Source organism: Pseudomonas putida (assembly GCF_025905425.1).
Taxonomy (GTDB): domain Bacteria; phylum Pseudomonadota; class Gammaproteobacteria; order Pseudomonadales; family Pseudomonadaceae; genus Aquipseudomonas; species Aquipseudomonas putida_AF.
Genome location: NZ_CP109603.1, coordinates 4,197,443 through 4,218,326, shown reverse-complemented (window position 1 = coordinate 4,218,326; position 20,884 = coordinate 4,197,443). Strand labels below are relative to the sequence as shown.

The following is a 20,884-nucleotide window of genomic DNA, read 5'->3' as shown; positions in this document are numbered from 1 at the left end:
GCAGCCCAATTCCTGTGGGAGCGGCCTTGTGCCGCGAACGAGGGCGAGGCCCTCGCTGGTCAGGTCAGCATTGTCAGGTTACAGCGCTGCAATCCGCGCATGCTGCTCGGTGAAGTTGGCCAGGGCCTGTTCGGACTCGGCCAGCTTGGCGCGTTCTTTCTCGATCACCGCAGGCGGTGCCTTGTCGACGAAGGCGGCGTTGGACAGCTTGCCGCCCACGCGCTGGACTTCACCTTGCAGACGCTGGATTTCCTTGTTCAGGCGAGCCAGCTCGGCGTCTTTGTCGATCAGGCCTGCCATCGGCACCAGTACCTGCAGATCGCCCACCAGTGCGGTGGCCGACAGCGGCGCTTCGTCGGCATCGCCGAGCACGGTGAACGACTCGACCTTGGCCAGTTTCTTCAGCAGGGCTTCGTTTTCCTGCAGGCGGCGCTGGTCATCGGCATTGGCGTTTTTCAGGAACAATGGCAGCGGCTTGCCCGGGCCGATGTTCATCTCGGCGCGGATGTTGCGCAGGCCGACCATCAGCTCCTTGAGCCACTCGATGTCGCCTTCGGCAGCAGCATCGATGCGGCTTTCATTGGCCACCGGCCACGGCTGCAGCATGATGGTCTTGCCCTGAATGCCAGCCAGCGGCGCGATGCGCTGCCAGATTTCTTCAGTGATGAACGGCATGAACGGATGCGCCAGGCGCAGGGCCACTTCCAGCACGCGCACCAGGGTGCGGCGGGTGCCACGGGCGCGCTCGACCGGGGCGTTCTCGTCCCACAGTACGGGTTTGGACAGTTCCAGGTACCAGTCGCAGTACTGGTTCCAGATGAACTCGTACAGGGCCTGGCTGGCCAGGTCGAAGCGGAACTGCTCCAGCTGGCGGGTCACTTCGGCTTCGGTACGCTGCAGCTGCGAGATGATCCAGCGGTCTGCCAGCGAAAGCTCGCAGGCCTCGCCGTTCTGGCCGCAGTCCTCGCCCTTGTCCAGCACGTAGCGGGCGGCGTTCCAGATCTTGTTGCAGAAGTTGCGGTAGCCTTCGACGCGGCCCATGTCGAACTTGATGTCACGGCCGGTGGAGGCCAGCGAGCAGAAGGTGAAGCGCAGGGCGTCGGTGCCGTAGCTGGCGATGCCGTCCGGGAACTCGGCCTTGGTCTGCTTGGCGATCTTCTCGGCAAGCTTTGGCTGCATCATGCCGCTGGTGCGTTTTTCCAGCAGGGCGTCGAGGGTGATGCCGTCGACGATGTCCAGCGGGTCCAGGACGTTGCCCTTGGACTTGGACATTTTCTGGCCCTGGCCATCGCGCACCAAGCCGTGCACGTACACGGTCTTGAACGGAACCTGCGGCGTGCCGTCCTCGTTCTTGATCAGGTGCATGGTCAGCATGATCATGCGCGCAACCCAGAAGAAGATGATGTCAAAGCCGGTGACCAGCACATCGGTGGAGTGGAACTTCTTGAGGAACTCGGTCTGTTCCGGCCAGCCCAGCGTGGAGAAGGTCCACAGGCCCGAGCTGAACCAGGTGTCGAGTACGTCGTCGTCCTGGCGCAGAGTGACGTCGGCACCCAGGTTGTGCTTGGTGCGTACTTCGGCCTCGTCACGGCCGACATAGACCTGGCCGGCCTCGTCGTACCATGCCGGAATACGGTGGCCCCACCACAGCTGGCGGCTGATGCACCAGTCCTGGATGTCGCGCATCCAGGAGAAATACATGTTCTCGTACTGCTTGGGCACGAACTGGATACGGCCATCTTCCACGGCGGCGATGGCAGGCTCTGCCAGCGGCTTGGTGGAAACGTACCACTGGTCGGTCAGCCACGGCTCGATGACGGTGCCCGAACGGTCGCCCTTCGGCACTTTCAGGGCGTGGTCGTCGATGCTGACCAGCAGGCCTTGGGCGTCCAGGTCGGCGACGATCTGCTTGCGCGCGACAAAACGGTCGAGGGTGGCGTACTGGGCGGGCAGGGTGGTATCGACCTGCTCGTTGACGCTGCCGTCGAGGTTGAAGGCCTGGGCATTGGCCAGCACCATCGCGTTCTTGTCGAAGATGTTCAGCAGCGGCAGGTTGTGGCGCTTGCCGACTTCGTAGTCGTTGAAGTCGTGAGCTGGGGTGATCTTCACGCAGCCGGTGCCGAATTCCGGGTCGCAATAGTCGTCGGCGATGATCGGGATACGGCGGCCGACCAGCGGCAGCTCGACGAACTTGCCGATCAGGGCCTGGTAGCGTTCGTCGGTTGGGTTGACCGCGACGGCAGCGTCACCCAGCAGGGTTTCCGGACGCGTGGTGGCAACCACCAGGTAGTCCTTGCCTTCGGCGGTCTTGGCGCCGTCGGCCAGCGGATAACGCAGGTTCCACAGGTGGCCCTTCTCGTCGTGGTTTTCCACTTCGAGGTCAGAGATGGCCGTGTGCAGCTTGGTGTCCCAGTTGACCAGGCGCTTGCCACGGTAGATCAGGCCATCCTCGTGCAGGCGCACGAAGGCTTCCTTGACCGCCTCGGACAGGCCGTCGTCCATGGTGAAGCGTTCGCGGCTCCAGTCGACCGACGAGCCGAGGCGGCGGATCTGACGGCTGATGTTGCCACCGGACTGGTCCTTCCACTCCCAGACTTTTTCCAGGAACTGTTCGCGACCCAGGTCATGGCGGTTCTGGCCTTTGGCTTCGAGCTGACGCTCGACCAGCATTTGCGTGGCGATGCCCGCGTGGTCGGTGCCCGGTTGCCACAGGGTGTCGCGACCCTGCATGCGGCGGAAGCGGATCAGGGCGTCCATGATCGCGTTGTTGAACCCGTGGCCCATGTGCAGGCTGCCGGTCACGTTCGGCGGCGGGATCATGATGGTGTAGGACTCGCCTGCACCTTGTGGGGCGAAATAGTTCTCGGACTCCCAGGTGTTGTACCAGGAGGTTTCGATGGCGTGCGGCTGGTAGGTCTTATCCATGCGCGGCGGGACCCTGTGCATTTATTCGGGAAAGCCGGGCAGTATAACCAAGGTGGGGGCCGCAGGCGACAAGCTGCTGACAACTGTCGGAACAGTGTCGCCTGCTTCGCGGGCAAGCCCGCTCCCACAGGGTAAGCACAGTACCTGTGGGAGCGGGCTTGCCCGCGAAGCAGGCGACTTGGAGGTAGGCTTCTACTCGGCGCGCTTGATCAGCCGCTCGATACGCGCATCCAGCCGACGCTTGATTTCGTTCTCGATGTGCGGCGTGAAGTCATTGATCACGTCTTGCATGATCGCCTGCGCCGCTGCGCGCAGCTCGCTTTCCAGGTGCAGCAGGGTGTCCTGGCGGCGGGTTTGCGAATCTTCCTCGGGTTCGCTGGCTGCTGGCTCGACGGCAGGCGCGGCGTTACCACCTGGCTCATCCAGCAATAACGGGATCTGCTCGACGGTCTCGGTCAGCAGCGGCGGTTGCAGGTCGGCATCGCCCAGCAGTTGGCGGATCGACTCGAGGTCATCGAGCAGGTGGGCGGAGTCGGGCAAAGGGGAGGGCTTGTCCATCGTCGTCAAAGTCGCTGTAAGCGGTGGTCTTGCAGAGCATAGCCCTGTTCGCGGTAGAAACGGAACCGCTCACGGGCCGATTGGCGGATGCTCGGTTCCTCGACGACGATTTCGGCAACCCGTTCGAACTGGCCGACGAACGCGGGTACGCCAGCGCCCAGGTTGATCAGCAGGTCGCGGTGAAGGCCGGCATCCTCGGCGATGCCCAGTGCCACGGTGGCATCAGCGTGCAACTCCGCGAGGTCATGGGGCACGAACGCCTCGCCCTTGAAGCGCCATAGACGTTGGTCCAGTTCGCTGCGTTGCTCGGCGTCCTGGCAGTGCAGGTAGACCCGGTGGCCAAGGCGCCAGGCTTTGTCGCACAGCTTGCAGGCGAAATCGAGCCGCGCCGACAAGGAATCGGTGGGCAGGATGTAGAAATCGACTTTGCTCATGGTGGTGTCTGCCGGCCGGTGGCGCACAAGGCGCCACCGGTCTCACGGCATCAGGCGCCAGCGCGGTCCAGCAGGTACTGGGTCAGCAGCGGGACCGGGCGGCCAGTGGCCCCCTTGTCCTTGCCACCGCTGATCCAGGCCGTGCCGGCGATGTCCATGTGCGCCCAGTTGTAGGCCTTGGCGAAGCGCGACAAGAAGCAGCCTGCGGTGATGGTGCCGGCCTTCGGCCCACCGATGTTGCCCATGTCGGCGAACGGGCTGTCCAGTTGCTCCTGGTATTCGTCGAACAGCGGCAGCTGCCAGGCGCGGTCGTCGGCGCGTTTACCGGCATCGAGCAATTGGCCGACCAGGTCGTCGTTGTTGCCCATCAGGCCCGAAGTGTGGCTGCCCAGGGCAACGATGCAGGCGCCGGTCAGGGTAGCGATGTCGATCACTGCCTGGGGCTTGAAGCGTTCGGCGTAGGTCAGGGTATCGCACAGCACCAGACGGCCTTCGGCATCGGTGTTGAGGATTTCGACGGTCTGGCCGCTCATGGTGGTGACGATGTCACCAGGGCGGGTAGCACCGCCGCTCGGCATGTTCTCGGCGCAGGCCAGCAGGCACACCAGGTTGATCGGCAGCTGCAGTTCGAGTACCGCACGCAAGGTGCCGAACACGCTGGCGGCGCCACACATGTCGTACTTCATTTCGTCCATGCCGGCGCCTGGCTTGAGGCTGATGCCGCCGGTGTCGAAGGTGATGCCCTTGCCCACCAGCACGAACGGTTTGTCGGCCTTCTTGGCGCCCTGGTAGTTGAGCACGATCAGACGTGGCGGCTGGTCGCTGCCCTGGCCCACGGCGTAGAACGCGCCCATGCCCAGGTCCTTGATCTTTTTCTCGTCGAGCACTTCAACCTTGAGGCCTTTGTGCGCTTTGCCCAGCTCCTTGGCCTGCTCGGCGAGGAAGCTTGGGTGGCACAGGTTTGGCGGCAGGTTGCCCAGGTCGCGGGTGAAGGCCATGCCGGTGGCGATGGCGTTGGCGTGCTTGACCGCGCGCTCGACTTCGGCCAGGCCGGCCTTGTCGGCCAGCAGGGTGACCTTTTTCAGGGCGCGCGGCTCGGCTTTCTGGCTTTTGAAACGGTCGAACGCGTATTCGCCGTCGAGTAGGGTCTCGGCCAGCAGGCGGTACTTACCGTAGTGGGCGTCGCGGTTGCTGACGGCGATGTCGTCCAGGGCCAGCACCGCATCACCACCGTTGAGGCCTTTGAGTACGGCAGCGACGCTGGCGACCAGTTTGCGCCAGGCGCGATCGTCCAGGGCTTCGTCCTTGCCGCTGCCGACCAGCAACACACGCTCGGCCTTGAGGCCAGGCAGGCTTTGCAGCAGCAGGGTTTGCCCTGGCTTGCCGGCCAGGTCGCCACGCTTGAGCACGGCGCTGATGGCCCCCTCGCAGGCTTGGTCGACGGCCTTGGCAACAGCGCCGAGCTTGCGGCCTTCACCAACCGGTACCACCAGCGTGGCGGTTTTTACGGATGCAGCAGCTACGCTTTTTACAACCAGTTCCATGTCAGGGTCCCCGAATGATCAATACAGTTGGCGCTTTGTGTTCCAGCGCTCTGGGCGGGCCAGGCCGCGTGGTCGCGTACCCGTGGAAAAGCTGCCAGTTTGAGCCTGCGTCAAGCCTGCTGACAACCCTGTTTTGCGGCTTCATGCGCGGCCAAGTGACAGGGGCGGTCAATCACAGGATAATGCGCGCACTTTACATGGAGGTTCGCCTATGGCGAACCGACATTGGTCTTGGCTGTACTAAGTCATTGTTTGGCGCCAATGTTTGGCAGTCCGCCCTGACAACCCAGGAGTGTCTGGTTTGATCGTCTTTCGTTATCTCTCCCGCGAGGTCCTGGTGACCTTGAGCGCCGTCAGCGCAGTGCTGCTGGTGATCATCATGAGCGGGCGCTTCATCAAGTACCTGGCCCAGGCCGCCCAGGGCGTGCTCGACCCGAGCGTGCTGTTCCTGATCATGGGCTTTCGCCTGCCAGGCTTTCTGCAACTGATCCTGCCGTTGGGGCTGTTTCTCGGCATTCTCCTGGCGTATGGCCGTTTGTACCTTGAAAGCGAGATGACCGTGCTTTCGGCCACGGGCATGAGCCAGCAGCGCCTGCTTGGCATGACCATGGCGCCGGCTGCCCTGGTGGCCTTGCTGGTGGCTTGGCTGAGCCTGAGCCTGGCGCCCCTGGGCGTGGCTCAGGTGCAGCAGATCATCAGCCAGCAGGATGCCCTGACCGAGTTCGATACCCTGGTGCCAGGGCGCTTCCAGACCCTGCGTGATGGCTCGCGGGTGACCTACACCGAAGAGCTGTCGGACGATCGCATCAACCTGGGCGGGGTGTTCATCTCCGAAAAACGCTTCAACCAAGACAAGACCAAGGACCGGGCACCCTCCGTGCTGGTCGCCGAAAAGGGCCACCAGGAAATCCAGGCCGACGGCAACCGCTACCTGATTCTCGAAAACGGCTACCGCTACGACGGCAACCCAGGCCAGGCCGATTACCGCGCGATCAAGTACGACACCTACGGTGTACTGCTGCCCAAGCCTGAAGTCAGCGAGGAAGTGACCGATCGCGAAGCCATCCCCACCTCGCAACTGATCGGCAAGAAGGGCTTGCGTGAACGTGCCGAGCTGCAATGGCGCTTGTCGTTGCCGATTCTGGTCTTCGTCGTGACCCTGCTGGCGGTGCCGCTGTCCCGGGTCAACCCACGCCAGGGCCGCTTCCTCAAATTGCTGCCGGCGATTCTTCTGTACATGGCCTACCTGACAATGCTGATTTCCGTACGCGGCGCCCTCGAGAAGGGCAAATTGCCGATCGCCCTGGGCATGTGGTGGGTACATGGCCTGTTCCTGCTGATCGGCCTTGGGCTGATGTATTGGGAGCCGATGCGCCTCAAGCGTGCCGCACGTCGTGCGGAGGTGGCCCATGGTTAAGCTGGATCGTTACATCGGCATGAGTGTGCTGATGGCCATTCTGGCCGTGCTGGGGATCATCCTCGGTCTGGCTTCGTTGTTCGCCTTCATCGATGAGATGAGCGACCTGAGCGACACCTACACGGTAATGGACGCTGGCTGGTTCACGCTGCTCACCGCGCCGCGCCGTCTGTACGACATGTTGCCAATGGCGGCACTGATTGGCTGCCTGATCGGCCTTGGCAGCCTGGCCAGCAGCAGTGAACTGACCATCATGCGTGCGGCGGGGGTTTCCATCGGGCGCATCGTCTGGGCGGTCATGAAACCGATGCTGGTGCTGATGCTGGTGGGTGTGCTGATTGGCGAGTACGTGGCCCCGGTCACCGAAAACAAAGCCCAGGCGGACCGTTCCCTGGCCCAGGGTGGTGGTGAGGCGCAGAGCTCCAAACGCGGTATGTGGCACCGCCAGGGCGAAGAGTTCGTGCACATCAACGCCGTGCAGCCTAATGGCCTGTTGCTGGGTGTGACCCGCTATCGCTTCGACAGCGAACGCAAGATCGTCACCTCCAGCTTCGCCCGCCGGGCGCAGTACAATGACGACCATTGGATGCTCAGCGATGTGCGCACCACGTATTTCCGTGGCGACCACACCGAAGTGGTGAAAACACCAGAAGAACGTTGGGACGTTTCGGTCACCCCGCAACTGCTCAACACGGTAATCCTGGCGCCGGAATCGCTGTCCATCACCGGGCTGTGGGATTACATCCACTACTTGTCCGACCAGGGCTTGAACAATGCCCGCTACTGGCTGGCGTTCTGGACCAAGGTGCTGCAGCCTGCGGTGACCGCGGCGCTGGTGTTGATGGCGATTTCCTTCATCTTCGGCCCGTTGCGCTCGGTGACCCTGGGCCAGCGGGTATTCACCGGTGTGCTGGTGGGCTTCGTGTTCCGCATCGCCCAGGACTTGCTTGGCCCTTCGAGCCAGGTGTTCGGCTTCCCGCCGCTGCTGGCCGTGGTGATACCGGCTGCGATATGTGCGTTGGCAGGGTTGTGGTTATTGCGCCGGGCAGGTTGATGGCCTGAGCGATGTACAAAAGCCGACCCCAGGGTCGGCTTTTTTATTTCTTCTGCTTCGGCACCCGCACCAGCTGTGTCTCGGAATAGATGTCATGCCAGCCGCGTTTGCGCTTGTCGATCAACGCCCAGAAAAACCCCAGCCCCAGGCATAGCCACGAAGCGATCGAGACCACGAAGCGCAACAGCGCCTGCCACAGGCTGATGGCACTGCCATCGGCGTTCTGCACCCGCAGGCCCCACACCTGCATGCCCAGGGTCTGCCCGCCGTGGGTCCAGAACTTGGCAAAAAAACCGAACAGCGCAAACAGCAGGATCGTCGACAGCAACGGGTCGCCATCGAGTGCCCCGGCATCGGTCAGCGTACGCATGCGGGCCTCGCCGATGATCGCCATCTGGATCATCTTGTAAGCGCCGGCCGTCACGATCAGCAGCGCGGTGCACAGCAGGAAGTCATAGAACATCGCCGCCAGCCGGCGGCCTAGTCCAGCAGGTGGGAAGTTACCCTGAGGCATGAGGGGGGGCTTGGACATTACGCTGCAGCTCCAGATGGCAAAGGCTCATTTTAGGGAACTGCAGGCAAAAAAAAGCCCCTGCGCGTCAACGCAGGGGCTCTTTTTTATGGATTATCAGGCTTCTGGCTGTACTTCGTCAGCCTGCATGCCTTTTTGGCCTTGAACGGCTACGAAGGTAACCTTCTGGCCTTCTTTCAGGCTTTTGAAGCCGTTGCCCTGAATGGCACGGAAGTGTACGAACAGATCCGGACCGCTCTCTGGGGTGATGAAGCCGTAACCTTTTTCGTCATTGAACCACTTGACGGTACCGTTCTGACGCTGTGCCATTTTCTTATTTCCTATGAATCTATTAATTTGATAACAGTTACTTTCACATTGTATTGGGTGAAAGCTTACTGGGCTGGGTTGCTGGAAAGTAAGAGACGTCGAACGGGTTGTAGCAGATCGCGGCTACTGGCCCAGGTCACGAACTGTTGCGACCCATGCAAACACAGTGCAGTGACTCTACGCCAACTCCAGCGCGAAAAACAAGCCCTTGGTCGTATGGAAAACAGGCCTTTCGCCGATAGCCGAACGGTTTGTCTTAAACGGCATGGCGCCTGGGCTGGCGCCATGTTCATTCGTTATTACACAGGTTCGAAATCGAATATGGCAAAGCTGTTCGCACACTTCATGTCATGCATTCAGCCGCGATAGTAACGCTGTGCCACGAAAGGCATTTTGCTGACTTTCAAGGCAACCTTCTTGCCGCGCACCAATGCAAACAGTGGTGTGTCTAGCGCGCCATGTTCGATATCGACATAACCCATTGCAACCGGTGCGCCAAGTGTTGGGCCAAAGCCACCACTGCAGACTTTGCCCACAGGGTTATCGGATGCATCGACAATCTCTGCGCCTTCTCGTACAGGTGTGCGCTCTTGTGGCAGCAAGCCGACGCGCTTGCGTTTAACACCTTGCTGTTGCTGGCCAAAGATGATGTCAGCACCTGGGAAGCCGCCAGCGCGTTCACCGTCGGCGCGGCGCACTTTGGAGATGGCCCAGAGCAGGCTGGCCTGGATCGGCGTGGTCTCGGTGTCCATGTCGTGGCCATACAGGCACAAGCCGGCTTCCAGGCGCAGCGAGTCGCGGGCACCCAGGCCGATCGGTTGCACTTCGGGCTCTGCCAGCAGGCGGCGGGCCAGGGTGTCGGCAGCGTTGGCCGGCACGGAAATTTCATAGCCGTCTTCACCGGTGTAACCCGAACGGCTGACGTAGCACTCTTCACCGAGCAGGGTCACCGGGCGCAACTGCATGAAGGTCATGCCGGCCACTTCCGGGGCCAGGCGTTCCAGCACCTTGACCGCCGCCGGGCCTTGCAGGGCCAGCAGGGCGCGGGCTTCGAACAGTGGCTGAATCTCGCAGCGGCTGCCAATGTGCTTTTGCAGGTGAGCCAGGTCCTGGTCTTTGCAGGCGGCGTTGACCACCAGGAACAGCACGTCATCGCCGAGGTTGGCGACCATCAGGTCGTCGAGGATGCCGCCCTGCTCGTTGGTGAACATGGCATAGCGCTGCATGCCCACTGGCAAGTCGATGATGTCCACCGGCACCAGGCTTTCCAGCGCCTGGGCAGCGTCGCTGCCTCGCAGGATGATCTGGCCCATGTGCGAGACGTCGAACAGGCCAGCCTGTTCGCGGGTGTGCAGGTGCTCCTTGAGCACGCCCAACGGGTACTGCACCGGCATGTCATAGCCGGCGAATGGCACCATGCGCGCACCCAGCTCGAGGTGCAGGGCGTGCAGCGGGGTCTTGAGCAGTGTTTCGGACATCGGTGACTCCTTGGTGTTGTTATCGGGTCAACATTCGATGATGTTGACGGCCAGACCGCCGCGGGCGGTCTCCTTGTATTTGCTTTTCATGTCGGCGCCGGTCTGGCGCATGGTACGGATGACTTTGTCGAGCGACACAAAGTGCTGCCCATCGCCGCGCAGGGCCATGCGCACGGCGTTGATCGCTTTCACCGAGCCCATGGCGTTGCGCTCGATGCAGGGTACCTGGACCAGCCCGCCGATCGGGTCGCAGGTCAGGCCCAGGTTGTGTTCCATGCCGATCTCGGCGGCGTTCTCCACCTGTTGCACGGTGCCGCCCATGACTTCGCACAGGGCGCCGGCAGCCATCGAGCAGGCCACGCCCACCTCGCCTTGGCAGCCGACTTCGGCGCCGGAGATGGAGGCGTTTTCCTTGTAGAGAATGCCGATTGCCGCCGCCGTGAGCAGAAACCGCACCACCCCGTCTTCGCTGGCGCCCGGTACAAAGCGCATGTAGTAGTGCAGCACCGCCGGGACGATGCCAGCGGCGCCATTGGTAGGCGCGGTGACCACACGCCCGCCGTAGGCGTTTTCCTCGTTTACCGCCAATGCATAGAGATTGACCCAGTCGAGCACCGACAGGGCATCGCGCAGGCTGGCTTCCGGGTGTTGGCTGAGCTGTCGATACAATGCCGGTGCCCGGCGCTTGACCTTGAGCCCACCCGGCAGGATGCCTTCATGGCGGTAACCGGCCTCGACACAATCCTGCATCACCTGCCATATACGCAGCAGGCCGGCGCGGGTCTCGGCCTCTGGGCGCCAGGCCGCCTCGTTGGCGAGCATCACCTGGCTGACTGACAGGTGCTGCGCGGTGCAGTGCCCAAGGAGTGCCTTGGCGGTCTTGAACGGGTAGGTGAGCGGTGTGCTGTCCTCGACGATCCGGTCGTGGCCGGCAGCGTCCTCGTCGACCACGAAACCGCCGCCAACCGAGTAGTACTCGCGGCTGCGAATCTGCAGGCCGGCTTGGTCGAAGGCGCGGAAGATCATGCCATTGGGGTGGTAAGCCAGTGGCTTGCGAATCATTGCCAGGTGCTGTTTTTCAACGAAGACGATGTCGTGTTCGCCGAGCAGGCGCAGGTGGCCGCTGTCGCGGATGGCCTGCAGGCGGGCGGGGATGGCTTCGGTGTCGACGGTGTCGGGGTGCTCGCCTTCCAGGCCGAGCAACACCGCTTTGTCGCTGCCGTGGCCTTTACCCGTGGCGCCGAGCGAGCCATACAGCTCGGCCTTGACGCTGACCGTGCTGGCCAGTAGGCCGTCGCGGCGCAGGCCTTCGGCAAAACGTGCGGCGGCGCGCATCGGGCCGACCGTGTGGGAGCTGGAGGGGCCGATGCCGATCTTGAACAGGTCGAAGACGCTCAGTGACATGCTGCTTCCTCCTTTTAAACCGTTGGGGCTGCTGCGCAGCCCTTTCGCGACGCAAGGCCGCTCCCACAAGGGAACTCGGTGCGGCCCCGGTGGGAGCGGCCTTGCGTCGCGAAAGGGCCGCGCAGCGGCCCCAGGGTTCTACAGACCGCCTCAGGCGTCCTGGTAGCTCTCGATCGACGGGCAGGCGCAGACCAGGTTACGGTCGCCGAACACGTTGTCGACGCGGCCGACGGGTGGCCAGTACTTGCTTTCCACCAGGCTCGGCAGCGGGTACACCGCCTGCTCACGGCTGTAGCCGTGGGCCCATTCGCCCACCAACTCCGCTGCCGTGTGCGGTGCGTTTTTCAGCGGGTTGTCGTCCTTGTCCAGGCTGCCGTTTTCGACGGCGCGAATTTCTTCGCGGATCTGGATCATCGCGTCACAGAAGCGGTCCAGCTCTTGCTTGGACTCGCTTTCGGTCGGCTCGATCATCAGCGTGCCGGCCACCGGGAACGACATGGTCGGGGCGTGGAAGCCGAAGTCGATCAGGCGCTTGGCCACATCGTCGACGCTGATGCCGCTGGTGTCCTTGAGCGGGCGCAGGTCGAGGATGCACTCGTGGGCAACCAGGCCATTGCTACCGGTGTATAGAACAGGATAGTGCTCTTCCAGGCGGCGGGCGATGTAATTGGCGTTGAGGATGGCCATTTGCGAGGCGCGCTTGAGGCCGGCACCGCCCATCATGCGGATGTACATCCAGGTGATCGGCAGGATGCTGGCGCTGCCGAAGGGTGCGGCGCACACCGCGCCCTGGTGGTTCTCCAACTGCGCATGGCCTGGCAGGAACGGCGCCAGGTGCGACTTGACGCCGATCGGGCCGACGCCCGGGCCGCCACCCCCATGGGGGATGCAGAAGGTCTTGTGCAGGTTCAGGTGCGAAACGTCGCCGCCGAACTTGCCTGGGGCACACAGGCCGACCATGGCGTTCATGTTAGCGCCGTCGATGTAAACCTGGCCGCCGTTGTCGTGGATGATCGCGCAGATTTCGCCGATCGCTTCCTCGAACACGCCGTGGGTCGACGGGTAGGTGATCATGATGGCCGCCAGGCGCTCGCGGTGTTCGAGGGCTTTGGCACGCAGGTCCTCGACATCGACGTTGCCACGGGCATCACACGCGGTGACGACCACGCGCATGCCTGCCATGTTCGCGGTCGCAGGGTTGGTGCCGTGGGCCGAAGAGGGAATCAGGCAGATATCGCGATGGCCTTCGCCGCGGCTACGGTGGTAGGCGCGAATGGCCAGCAGGCCTGCGTACTCGCCTTGGGAGCCGGCGTTGGGTTGCAGCGATACCGCGTCGTAGCCGGTGGCGGCGCACAGCATGGCTTCCAGCTCGGTGGTCATCTGCAGGTAGCCCTGGCTCTGTTCGGCCGGGGCAAACGGGTGCAGGTTGCCGAACTCGGCCCAGGTGACCGGGATCATTTCACTGGCAGCGTTGAGCTTCATGGTGCACGACCCCAGCGGGATCATGCTGCGATCCAGCGCCAGGTCCTTGTCGGCCAGGCGGCGCAGGTAACGCATCAGCTCGGTTTCGCTGTGGTAGCGGTTGAATACCGGGTGTTCGAGGATCGCCGACTGACGCAGCAGGCCGGTTGGCAGCAGCGAGCCAGTGCTGGCGGCGAGGGCGGCGAAGTCCGGTTGCGGCTGGTCGCCGGCCAGCAGTTGCCAGAGCGCTTCCACGTCAGCCTGGGCGGTGGTCTCGTCGAGCGACAGGCCAACATGGCCAGCATCGATCTGGCGCAGGTTGATGCGCTGGGCGCGGGCGTTGGCATGCAGGCTGGCGGTGGCCTCGCCGGTCGCCAGGGTCAGGGTATCGAACGCGCTGTCGCCGACGACCTGAACGCCCATGGCCTTGAGGCCAGCGGCGAGGATAGCGGTCAGTGCGTGGGTGCGCTGGGCGATGCGCTTGAGGCCGACTGGGCCGTGGTACACGGCGAACATGCTGGCGATGTTGGCCAGCAGCACCTGGGCGGTACAGATGTTGCTGGTGGCCTTTTCACGGCGGATGTGCTGTTCGCGGGTTTGCATGGCCAGGCGCAGGGCGGTCTTGCCAAAGCGGTCGATCGACACGCCGACCAGGCGGCCTGGCATGTCGCGCTTGAACGCGTCACGGGTGGCGAAGTAGGCCGCATGCGGGCCGCCGAAGCCCAACGGCACGCCGAAGCGCTGGGCGCTGCCGATGGCCACGTCGGCCTCGAACTCGCCCGGTGGGGTCAGCAGGGTCAGGGCCAGCAGGTCGGCAGCGACGGCAACCAGGGCATTGGCGGCGTGGAAGCGCTGTACCAGTTCGCGGTAGTCGAACACCTCGCCATTGCTGGCCGGGTATTGCAGCAGCGCACCGAAGAAGGCGCTGACATCGGTCAGTTCACGTTCGTCGCCGACCACGACGTCGATACCCAGCGGCTCGGCGCGGGTGCGCAGCACGTCGAGGGTCTGCGGGTGGCAATGGCTGGAGGCGAAGAAGGCATGGCTGGCCTTGTTCTTCGACAGGCGCTTGCAGAAGGTCATGGCCTCGGCAGCGGCGGTGGCTTCGTCGAGCAGGGAGGCGTTGGCGATCGGCAGGCCGGTCAGGTCGCTGATCAGGGTCTGGAAGTTCAGCAGTGCTTCCAGACGGCCTTGGGAAATCTCTGGCTGGTAAGGGGTGTAGGCGGTGTACCAGGCCGGGTTTTCCAACAGGTTGCGCAGGATCGGTGCCGGGGTGTGGGTGTTGTAGTAGCCCTGGCCAATGTAGCTCTTGAACAACTGATTGGTGCCGGCGATGGCTTTCAGCGCAGCGAGGGCGTCGGCTTCGCTCTGGCCGTCTTCGGCACCGAGCACGCTGGTGCCCTTGATGCTGTCGGGGATGACCGCAGCGGTCATGGCGTCCAGGGAATCGAAACCCAGGGCGGCGAGCATGGCCTGTTCGTCAGCCGCGCGTGGGCCGATGTGACGGGCGATGAATTCGTTGGCGGTGCCGAGGTTGATGGTCATGGTGCGGTTCCTCAGGCGTCGTCGTTGGCTTTGAGCAGGCGGTCGTAAGCGTCCTGGTCGAGCAGGGCGGTGACTTCGCTCATGTCGGCCGGGGTGAAGCGGAAGAACCAGCCTTCGCCCATCGGGTCTTCGTTGACCAGTTCCGGGCTGTCTTCGAGCTGGCCGTTGACTTCGACCACTTCGCCGGTCAGCGGCATGTACACGCCGCTGGCGGCCTTGACCGATTCGACGGTGGAGGCTTCGGCACCTTTTTCGTACTGCTGCAGCTCAGGCAGTTGCACGAAGACCACATCGCCGAGGGCGTTCTGGGCGTAGGCGGTGATGCCCACGGTGACGCTGCCGTCGGCTTCGACGCGCAGCCATTCGTGATCTTCGGTGAAACGCAACTCGCTCATGGGAATTCCTCGGGAAGCAGGGCGTTGGGCGCGGTGGCTCCGCGCTCTTGGGTTGGAATATCCCTAGCAATAATGCGGCCAGTAGGAAAAAGTTCTTATAAATCAATGATTTGATTATATTTTGCGAGAAGGCTTTCATTCTTCTGGAATGAAATCGATACAGAAGGCGGGGGGAGGAAAAGGGTTTGAGGATCAAACCCTTGTGTAGACGCACTCGAGAGGGGTTGTATCGAAATCAGTACGGTGTAGTGATTTCGATACGTTGTTAAAGCTTCAGCCAGCCGTGAAGAACGGCAAGGCCAAATACAACTTGATCACGATCACATTGATGATATCGATGAAGAACGCACCCACCATCGGTACTACCAGAAAGGCGATATGCGAAGGCCCGTAGCGTTGCGTCACGGCTTGCATGTTGGCAATGGCGGTCGGCGTGGCTCCCAGGCCAAAACCGCAATGCCCAGCCGCTAATACAGCTGCGTCATAGTTACTGCCCATGACCCTGAACGTAATGAAGATGGCAAACAATGCCATGACCAGTGCTTGCGTAGCCAAAAGAATAAAGAACGGGAACGCCAGTGCCGCCAAGTCCCATAATTTAAGCGACATCAACGCAATCGCCAAAAACAGTGAAAGACTGACATTACCCAGCACTGAAACTTCACGCTCGAACACACGATACGCGCCCAAGGCTGAAAGCCCATTGCGCAATACTACGCCGACGAACAACACACAAACGAAGGTTGGCAATTCAAGTGCAGTGCCCTTTAACAGGCCGTTCAACAGTGAGCCCGCCAGCAAGCTGACGGCAATCAGCGCGAGGGTTTCGATAAAGCTGGCTGAGGTGATCAGGCGCTCTTCGTTCGGTTGTTCAAAGCCCCTGGGCTGTTGTGGCTGCGCTTGCGCTATGCCGCTGGTTTGTACGCGCTTGACCAGCAAGCGCGCGACCGGGCCACCGATCAGGCCGCCCAACACCAGGCCGAACGTTGCAGCGGCCAGTGCCAGCTCGGAGGCAGAGGCCAGGCCAAACTGCTCACTGAACGTTGCGCCCCAGGCGGCGCCTGTGCCATGGCCACCGGACAGGGTAACCGAACCGGCCAGCAGGCCCATCAGCGGGTCGAGGCCCAATGCCGTGGCCAGCCCGATGCCCATGGCATTCTGAACCAGCAGCAGGCCAGTCACCACCAGCAGGAAGATGGCAACGACACGCCCACCCTTTTTCAGGCTGGCAAAGTCTGCACTCAAACCAATGGTGGCGAAAAACGCCAGCATCAAGGGCGTTTGCAGGGAAGTATCGAACTGCACGTGGATATCAAAGTGCCGCAGCCCTAACAGGCAAAACGCAACGACCAAACCGCCGGCGACGGGCTCTGGTATGTTGTAGGTGCGTAATAAACCCACGCGTGCGACCAGGCCGCGGCCTAATAAAAGTACTAAAGAAGCCGCTACCAAGGTGCCGTAAAAGTCGAGTTCAAACATCAGGGTGCTCTTTTTATATCCACAGGCGAGCGGCCATTCTACGCAAGCACAGTTGGGTAGTATCGGTGCACCCTGTAGGACAATACTGAAGCGCTTCCGGACTTTTCAACAACCTTCATGGCTTTTGGGGAATACCGTACTTGCGCAGCCGCTGCGCAATGGCGGTATGCGAAGTTTGCAGCCTGCCTGCCAATTGCCGTGTCGAGGGGTAGCTTGCATACAAACGCTGCAACAGCTCCCGTTCGAAATCCCCCACGGCCTGCTCCAGGCTTGCCACTTCGCCATCCTGGCCACGGGCCACCGAGGTGCCGGCAATATCCAGGTCGCCAATGTCCACCAGGTTGCTCTCGCAAATGGCCGCAGCGCGGAAAATCACGTTCTGCAGCTGGCGTACGTTGCCCGGCCAGGGGTTGGCCAACAGCGCCGAGTGGGTGGCTGGCGTGAGGCGGCAAGGCGGGCGCTGAATTTGCGTGCAGGCCTGCTGCATGAAGAAATGCGCCAGCATCAGGATGTCCTGGCCACGGTCGCGCAGCGGCGGCACCTGCAGGTTGAGCACGTTGAGGCGGTAGAACAGGTCTTCACGGAAGGTGCCTTCGGCCACCATGTGCTCCAGGTCGCGGTGGGTGGCGCTGATGATGCGTACATCCACCTTCACCTCGCGGTCGCCACCTACGCGGCGGAAGCTGCCGTCGCTGAGAAAACGCAGCAACTTGGCCTGCAGGTAGGGTGACATTTCGCCGATTTCGTCGAGAAACACCGTGCCTTGGTTGGCCAGCTCCATCAACCCCGGTTTGCCACCCCGCTGCGCGCCGGTAAAGGCGCCTGGGGCATAGCCGAACAGCTCGCTTTCGGCCAGGCTCTCGGGTAGCGCGGCGCAGTTCAGGGCAAGGAACGGCGCGGCGTGTCGGCTGCTGATGGCATGGCAGGCGCGGGCCACGAGTTCCTTGCCGGTGCCGGTTTCACCGTGCACCAGCAAGGGGGCATCGAGGGCTGCCACACGCAAGGCGCGGGCCTTGAGGGTACGGATGGCTGGTGATTCACCCAGCAGGGCGTCGAACCCTTCGGCGTGGTCGTGGTGCAAGGCCGACAGGCGCTCACCCATGCGTGTCGGTGGATACAGGGTCAGCAGGCCGCCAGCGTTGGTGATCGGCGTGGCGTCGAGCAGCAGGCTCTGGCCGTTGAGCTGCATCTCACGCATCGGCAGGTGGAAGTTGTTGTCCTGCAGGGCCTGTAGCAGGCCGTTGTCGCCGAACAGTTCGCCCACCGAGCGCCCGGCCGACTCGCGCCCGCACAGGGCGATCAGCGCCGGGTTGGCCAGCAGCACCAGGCCTGCGCTGTCCACGGCCAGTACCGGGTCGCTCATGGCAGCGAGCAGGGCGTCGAGTTGCAGGTGGCGGCGTTGGCCTGGGAGGATGTCGACCACATCCACCGACTGCACGCCGTGCACTTCGAACAAGGCATCGTGCAGCTCTTCGAGCACGGCGGGGCTGAGGGTCGGGGCGTCGATGTAGACGTTCGGCGGGACCATCTCCACGGCGTCCAGGTTGAGGTTGCGGGCACCGAGCAGGGCGAGGACTTCCTGGGTGATGCCGACGCGGTCGATGAAGCTGACGTGGATGCGCATGGGGAGGGTTGGGGTGGTGGCCGGGGAGGGCGGTAGTATGCCTTAACATTGCCGGGGCCGCTTTGCGGCCCTTTCGCGACGCAAGGCCGCTCCCACAAAGTTGACGCATTCTCCTGTGGGAGCGGCCTTGTGTCGCGATAGGGCTGCAAAGCAGCCCCAAAATTCTGAACTCACTCCAGATGTTCAGGCTTGATCGCGTCGCCTGATTTCACGTCCAGCTTTTCGCGAATGTCCGCGAACATATAGTCGTAGAGTTTGTGCGGTGAACTCAGGTTCTCGAATTTCTTCGGCGGGGCCAGGTAAGACTGAGCCTTGCGGGTCAACAGCATGAGGAAGCTGGGCAACACCTGGTCCTTGGGCAGGAAGAACTTCTCCTCCACCGTCTTGCCTTCGATGCTGCCATGCATGTGGAACTGAATGCCTCTGCCTTCCCTGGGATCCGACACTGCCTCGTATTCGATGTTCAGGTCATAGCTGTGGTCATTGGTGTTCAGCGCGGTGCGCTCGATGTGTACATGACCGGGGTGGTACTGGGCCATGGCAAGCTCCTTTGGAAGGTCGAAAATGGCGGGCGCCAGGCGCCCGCCCACTGCATTCAACGGTAGCTGATCCCAGGCTTGGCGGTGGAAACCCGGGTGCCGGCGGTGCCTTTGACGATGTCTTCGATGTTCTCCAGCGAGCTGATCACCGCCACTTTGCCGGTGTTGCGGGCAAAGTCACTGGCAGCTTGCACCTTCGGCCCCATGGAGCCGGCGGCGAAGCCCAGGCGCTCGAGTTCGTCAGGGTGGGCCTGGGCAATGGCTTTTTGCGTAGGCTTGCCCCAGTCAATGTAGGCCGCATCGACGTCGGTGGCGATTATCAGAAGGTCGGCTTCCAGTTGCTCGGCCAGCAGTGCCGAGCACAGGTCCTTGTCGATGACCGCTTCGATGCCTTTGAGCTTGCGGTTTTCATCGTACATGGTGGGGATGCCACCGCCGCCGGCGCAAATCACGATGCTGCTCTTTTCCAGCAGCCACTTGATCGGGCGGATTTCGAAGATGCGCTTGGGTTTGGGGCTGGCCACCACACGGCGGTATTTGTCGCCGTCGGGCTTGACCACCCAGCCTTTTTCCTTGGCCAGGCGCTCGGCTTCTTCCTTGCTGTAGACCGGGCCGATGAACTTGGTCGGGTCTTTGAAGGCCGGGTCGTTGGCGTCCACTTCGACCTGGGTGAGCAGGGTGGCGAACGGCACTTCGAACGCCAGCAGGTTGCCCAGCTCCTGTTCGATCATGTAGCCGATCATGCCTTCGGTCTCGGCGCCGAGCACGTCCAGCGGGTAGGCTTCGTCCGGCTTGTATGACAGCGCCTGCAGCGACAGCAGGCCCACCTGGGGGCCGTTGCCGTGGGCGATGACCAGTTCGTTGCCGGGGTGAATCTTGGCGATCTGTTCGGTGGCGGTGCGGATATTGGCGCGCTGGTTGTCAGCGGTCATGGGCTCGCCGCGACGCAGCAGGGCGTTGCCGCCCAATGCAACAACGATACGCATGGGGAATGTCCTTTATCGGAAATGTTGACGATCGACGCCGACCCTGTGGGAGCGGGCTTGCCCGCGAAGGCGTCAGCTCGGGCAACGAGGTGTTGCGGCTGGCCTATTCGCGGGCAAGCCCGCTCCCACAGAGATCAGGCGTGGCCTTTAAAGGTCAGCCAGGGTCGAAACCAGGATCGCCTTGATGGTATGCATGCGGTTTTCCGCCTGCTCGAAGGCGATGCAGGCCGGCGACTCGAACACGTCATCGGTCACTTCAATGCCATTGGCCAGGTCCGGGTACTGTTCGGCGATCTGTTTGCCGACCTTGGTGTCGGAGTTGTGGAAGGCCGGCAGGCAGTGCATGAACTTGCTGCGCGGGTTGCCGGTGGCCTTCATCAGCTCGGCATTCACCTGATAAGGCTTGAGCTGCTTGATGCGCTCGCCCCAGGCTTCGATCGGCTCGCCCATCGATACCCAGACGTCGGTGTGCACGAAGTCCACGCCCTTGACGGCGGCTTTCGGGTCTTCGGTGAGGGTGATGCGTGCGCCGCTTTCTTCAGCGTACTTCTTGCAGCGCTCGACCAGGTCGTCATGCGGCCACAGCGCCTTGGGCGCGGCGATGCGCACGTCCATGCCGAGCTTGGCGCCGATCAGCAGCAGCGAGTTGCCCATGTTGTTGCGGGCATCGCCCAGGTAGGCGTAGCTGATGTCGTGCAGCGGCTTGTCGCTGTTTTCACGCATGGTCAGCACGTCGGCGATCATCTGGGTTGGGTGGTATTCGTCGGTCAGGCCGTTGAACACCGGCACACCGGCGAACTTGGCCAGTTCTTCGACGATTTCCTGCTTGAAGCCACGGTACTCAATGGCATCGTACATGCGCCCAAGTACGCGGGCGGTGTCCTTCATGCTTTCTTTGTGGCCGATCTGCGAAGAATTGGGGTCGATGTAGGTGACGTTGGCGCCCTGGTCATAGGCGGCGACTTCGAAGGCGCAGCGGGTGCGGGTCGAGGTCTTCTCGAAGATCAGGGCGATGTTGTTGCCCTTCAGGTGCTGCTGTTCGGTACCGGTGTACTTGGCGCGCTTGAGGTCGCGGGACAGGTCCAGCAGGTAGCGCAGCTCGCGCGTGGTGTGATGTTCGAGGCTGAGCAGGTTGCGGTTGTGGATGTTGAACGCCATGACGATTTCTCCTTGAGTTCGGTGATGTGCCCGGCCGCGGTC

The 20,884-nt window shown here is 62.5% G+C and carries 17 protein-coding genes; 2 read left to right on the top strand and 15 right to left on the bottom strand.

All coding sequences use genetic code 11. The features are described from left to right. Window positions 1-78: 78 nt before the first annotated feature. The 4 genes from OGV19_RS18845 to OGV19_RS18830 form a co-directional block, all read right to left on the bottom strand. Window positions 79-2,925 (bottom strand): valine--tRNA ligase, encoded by a 2,847-nt coding sequence (locus OGV19_RS18845; protein ID WP_264310134.1) that lies wholly within the window; start codon window positions 2,923-2,925, stop codon window positions 79-81. Window positions 2,926-3,117: 192 nt separating this feature from the next. Next, complete coding sequence (locus tag OGV19_RS18840; RefSeq protein ID WP_264310133.1) at window positions 3,118-3,483, bottom strand: DNA polymerase III subunit chi; 366 nt, start codon at window positions 3,481-3,483, stop codon at window positions 3,118-3,120. Window positions 3,484-3,488: 5 nt separating this feature from the next. After that, window positions 3,489-3,917: a DNA polymerase III subunit chi gene (locus OGV19_RS18835; protein ID WP_264310132.1), complete on the bottom strand. Its 429-nt coding sequence runs from the start codon at window positions 3,915-3,917 to the stop codon at window positions 3,489-3,491. Window positions 3,918-3,967: 50 nt separating this feature from the next. Then, window positions 3,968-5,461, bottom strand: a complete 1,494-nt coding sequence (locus OGV19_RS18830; RefSeq protein WP_264310131.1) for a leucyl aminopeptidase — start codon at window positions 5,459-5,461, stop codon at window positions 3,968-3,970. A gap of 301 nt (window positions 5,462-5,762) precedes the next feature. Here OGV19_RS18830 and lptF point away from each other — a divergent pair, with 301 nt between their 5' ends. After that, window positions 5,763-6,878: an LPS export ABC transporter permease LptF gene (lptF, locus tag OGV19_RS18825; RefSeq protein ID WP_264310130.1), complete on the top strand. Its 1,116-nt coding sequence runs from the start codon at window positions 5,763-5,765 to the stop codon at window positions 6,876-6,878. After that, on the top strand, window positions 6,871-7,932 hold the full coding sequence (gene lptG, locus OGV19_RS18820; protein ID WP_264310129.1) for an LPS export ABC transporter permease LptG: 1,062 nt from the start codon (window positions 6,871-6,873) through the stop codon (window positions 7,930-7,932). The genes lptF and lptG overlap by 8 nt, the downstream gene beginning before the upstream one ends. A gap of 43 nt (window positions 7,933-7,975) precedes the next feature. On the opposite strand, the gene OGV19_RS18815 is transcribed toward lptG, so the two are convergent. The 11 genes from OGV19_RS18815 to OGV19_RS18765 all read right to left on the bottom strand — a co-directional run bounded on the left by OGV19_RS18815 (window position 7,976) and on the right by OGV19_RS18765 (window position 20,842). Further along, window positions 7,976-8,464, bottom strand: coding sequence for an RDD family protein (locus OGV19_RS18815; protein ID WP_264310128.1), 489 nt, complete (start codon window positions 8,462-8,464; stop codon window positions 7,976-7,978). Window positions 8,465-8,560: 96 nt separating this feature from the next. Continuing rightward, window positions 8,561-8,773 (bottom strand): cold-shock protein, encoded by a 213-nt coding sequence (locus tag OGV19_RS18810; protein ID WP_033701061.1) that lies wholly within the window; start codon window positions 8,771-8,773, stop codon window positions 8,561-8,563. Window positions 8,774-9,129: 356 nt separating this feature from the next. Further along, on the bottom strand, window positions 9,130-10,251 hold the full coding sequence (gene gcvT, locus OGV19_RS18805) for a glycine cleavage system aminomethyltransferase GcvT (RefSeq protein WP_264310127.1): 1,122 nt from the start codon (window positions 10,249-10,251) through the stop codon (window positions 9,130-9,132). A gap of 27 nt (window positions 10,252-10,278) precedes the next feature. After that, complete coding sequence (locus OGV19_RS18800; protein ID WP_264310126.1) at window positions 10,279-11,655, bottom strand: L-serine ammonia-lyase; 1,377 nt, start codon at window positions 11,653-11,655, stop codon at window positions 10,279-10,281. Between the two features lie 150 nt (window positions 11,656-11,805). Further along, entirely contained in the window at window positions 11,806-14,661 is a 2,856-nt protein-coding gene (gcvP, locus tag OGV19_RS18795; RefSeq protein ID WP_264310125.1) for an aminomethyl-transferring glycine dehydrogenase, read from the bottom strand. An 11-nt stretch (window positions 14,662-14,672) separates the two neighbouring features. Beyond that, window positions 14,673-15,056, bottom strand: coding sequence for a glycine cleavage system protein GcvH (gcvH, locus tag OGV19_RS18790; protein ID WP_264310124.1), 384 nt, complete (start codon window positions 15,054-15,056; stop codon window positions 14,673-14,675). Between the two features lie 273 nt (window positions 15,057-15,329). After that, window positions 15,330-16,535, bottom strand: coding sequence for a sodium/glutamate symporter (gene gltS / locus OGV19_RS18785; RefSeq protein WP_264310123.1), 1,206 nt, complete (start codon window positions 16,533-16,535; stop codon window positions 15,330-15,332). Between the two features lie 115 nt (window positions 16,536-16,650). Beyond that, the gene (locus OGV19_RS18780) at window positions 16,651-18,159 is read right to left on the bottom strand and encodes a transcriptional regulator GcsR (RefSeq protein WP_264310122.1); all 1,509 of its coding nucleotides are present in this window, start codon (window positions 18,157-18,159) and stop codon (window positions 16,651-16,653) included. A 170-nt stretch (window positions 18,160-18,329) separates the two neighbouring features. Beyond that, a complete protein-coding gene (locus tag OGV19_RS18775) occupies window positions 18,330-18,698 on the bottom strand; it encodes a DUF5064 family protein (RefSeq protein ID WP_264310121.1) in 369 nt (122 codons plus the stop codon). Between the two features lie 56 nt (window positions 18,699-18,754). After that, window positions 18,755-19,684, bottom strand: a complete 930-nt coding sequence (gene arcC / locus OGV19_RS18770) for a carbamate kinase (protein ID WP_027595649.1) — start codon at window positions 19,682-19,684, stop codon at window positions 18,755-18,757. A gap of 147 nt (window positions 19,685-19,831) precedes the next feature. Continuing rightward, entirely contained in the window at window positions 19,832-20,842 is a 1,011-nt protein-coding gene (locus tag OGV19_RS18765) for an ornithine carbamoyltransferase (RefSeq protein ID WP_264310120.1), read from the bottom strand. Window positions 20,843-20,884: the final 42 nt, after the last annotated feature.

Bases quoted from the DNA above. Each gene is read 5' to 3' on its own strand.
- gcvH (WP_264310124.1), bottom strand. From the start codon at position 15,056: ATGAGCGAGTTGCGTTTCACCGAAGATCACGAATGGCTGCGCGTCGAA.
- OGV19_RS18815 (WP_264310128.1), bottom strand. From the start codon at position 8,464: ATGTCCAAGCCCCCCCTCATGCCTCAGGGTAACTTCCCACCTGCTGGA.
- OGV19_RS18810 (WP_033701061.1), bottom strand. From the start codon at position 8,773: ATGGCACAGCGTCAGAACGGTACCGTCAAGTGGTTCAATGACGAAAAA.
- OGV19_RS18845 (WP_264310134.1), bottom strand. From the start codon at position 2,925: ATGGATAAGACCTACCAGCCGCACGCCATCGAAACCTCCTGGTACAAC.
- lptG (WP_264310129.1), top strand. From the start codon at position 6,871: ATGGTTAAGCTGGATCGTTACATCGGCATGAGTGTGCTGATGGCCATT.
- OGV19_RS18780 (WP_264310122.1), bottom strand. From the start codon at position 18,159: ATGCGCATCCACGTCAGCTTCATCGACCGCGTCGGCATCACCCAGGAA.
- gcvT (WP_264310127.1), bottom strand. From the start codon at position 10,251: ATGTCCGAAACACTGCTCAAGACCCCGCTGCACGCCCTGCACCTCGAG.
- arcC (WP_027595649.1), bottom strand. From the start codon at position 19,684: ATGCGTATCGTTGTTGCATTGGGCGGCAACGCCCTGCTGCGTCGCGGC.
- OGV19_RS18775 (WP_264310121.1), bottom strand. From the start codon at position 18,698: ATGGCCCAGTACCACCCCGGTCATGTACACATCGAGCGCACCGCGCTG.
- OGV19_RS18840 (WP_264310133.1), bottom strand. From the start codon at position 3,483: ATGGACAAGCCCTCCCCTTTGCCCGACTCCGCCCACCTGCTCGATGAC.
- OGV19_RS18765 (WP_264310120.1), bottom strand. From the start codon at position 20,842: ATGGCGTTCAACATCCACAACCGCAACCTGCTCAGCCTCGAACATCAC.
- OGV19_RS18830 (WP_264310131.1), bottom strand. From the start codon at position 5,461: ATGGAACTGGTTGTAAAAAGCGTAGCTGCTGCATCCGTAAAAACCGCC.
- OGV19_RS18835 (WP_264310132.1), bottom strand. From the start codon at position 3,917: ATGAGCAAAGTCGATTTCTACATCCTGCCCACCGATTCCTTGTCGGCG.
- OGV19_RS18800 (WP_264310126.1), bottom strand. From the start codon at position 11,655: ATGTCACTGAGCGTCTTCGACCTGTTCAAGATCGGCATCGGCCCCTCC.
- gltS (WP_264310123.1), bottom strand. From the start codon at position 16,535: ATGTTTGAACTCGACTTTTACGGCACCTTGGTAGCGGCTTCTTTAGTA.
- gcvP (WP_264310125.1), bottom strand. From the start codon at position 14,661: ATGACCATCAACCTCGGCACCGCCAACGAATTCATCGCCCGTCACATC.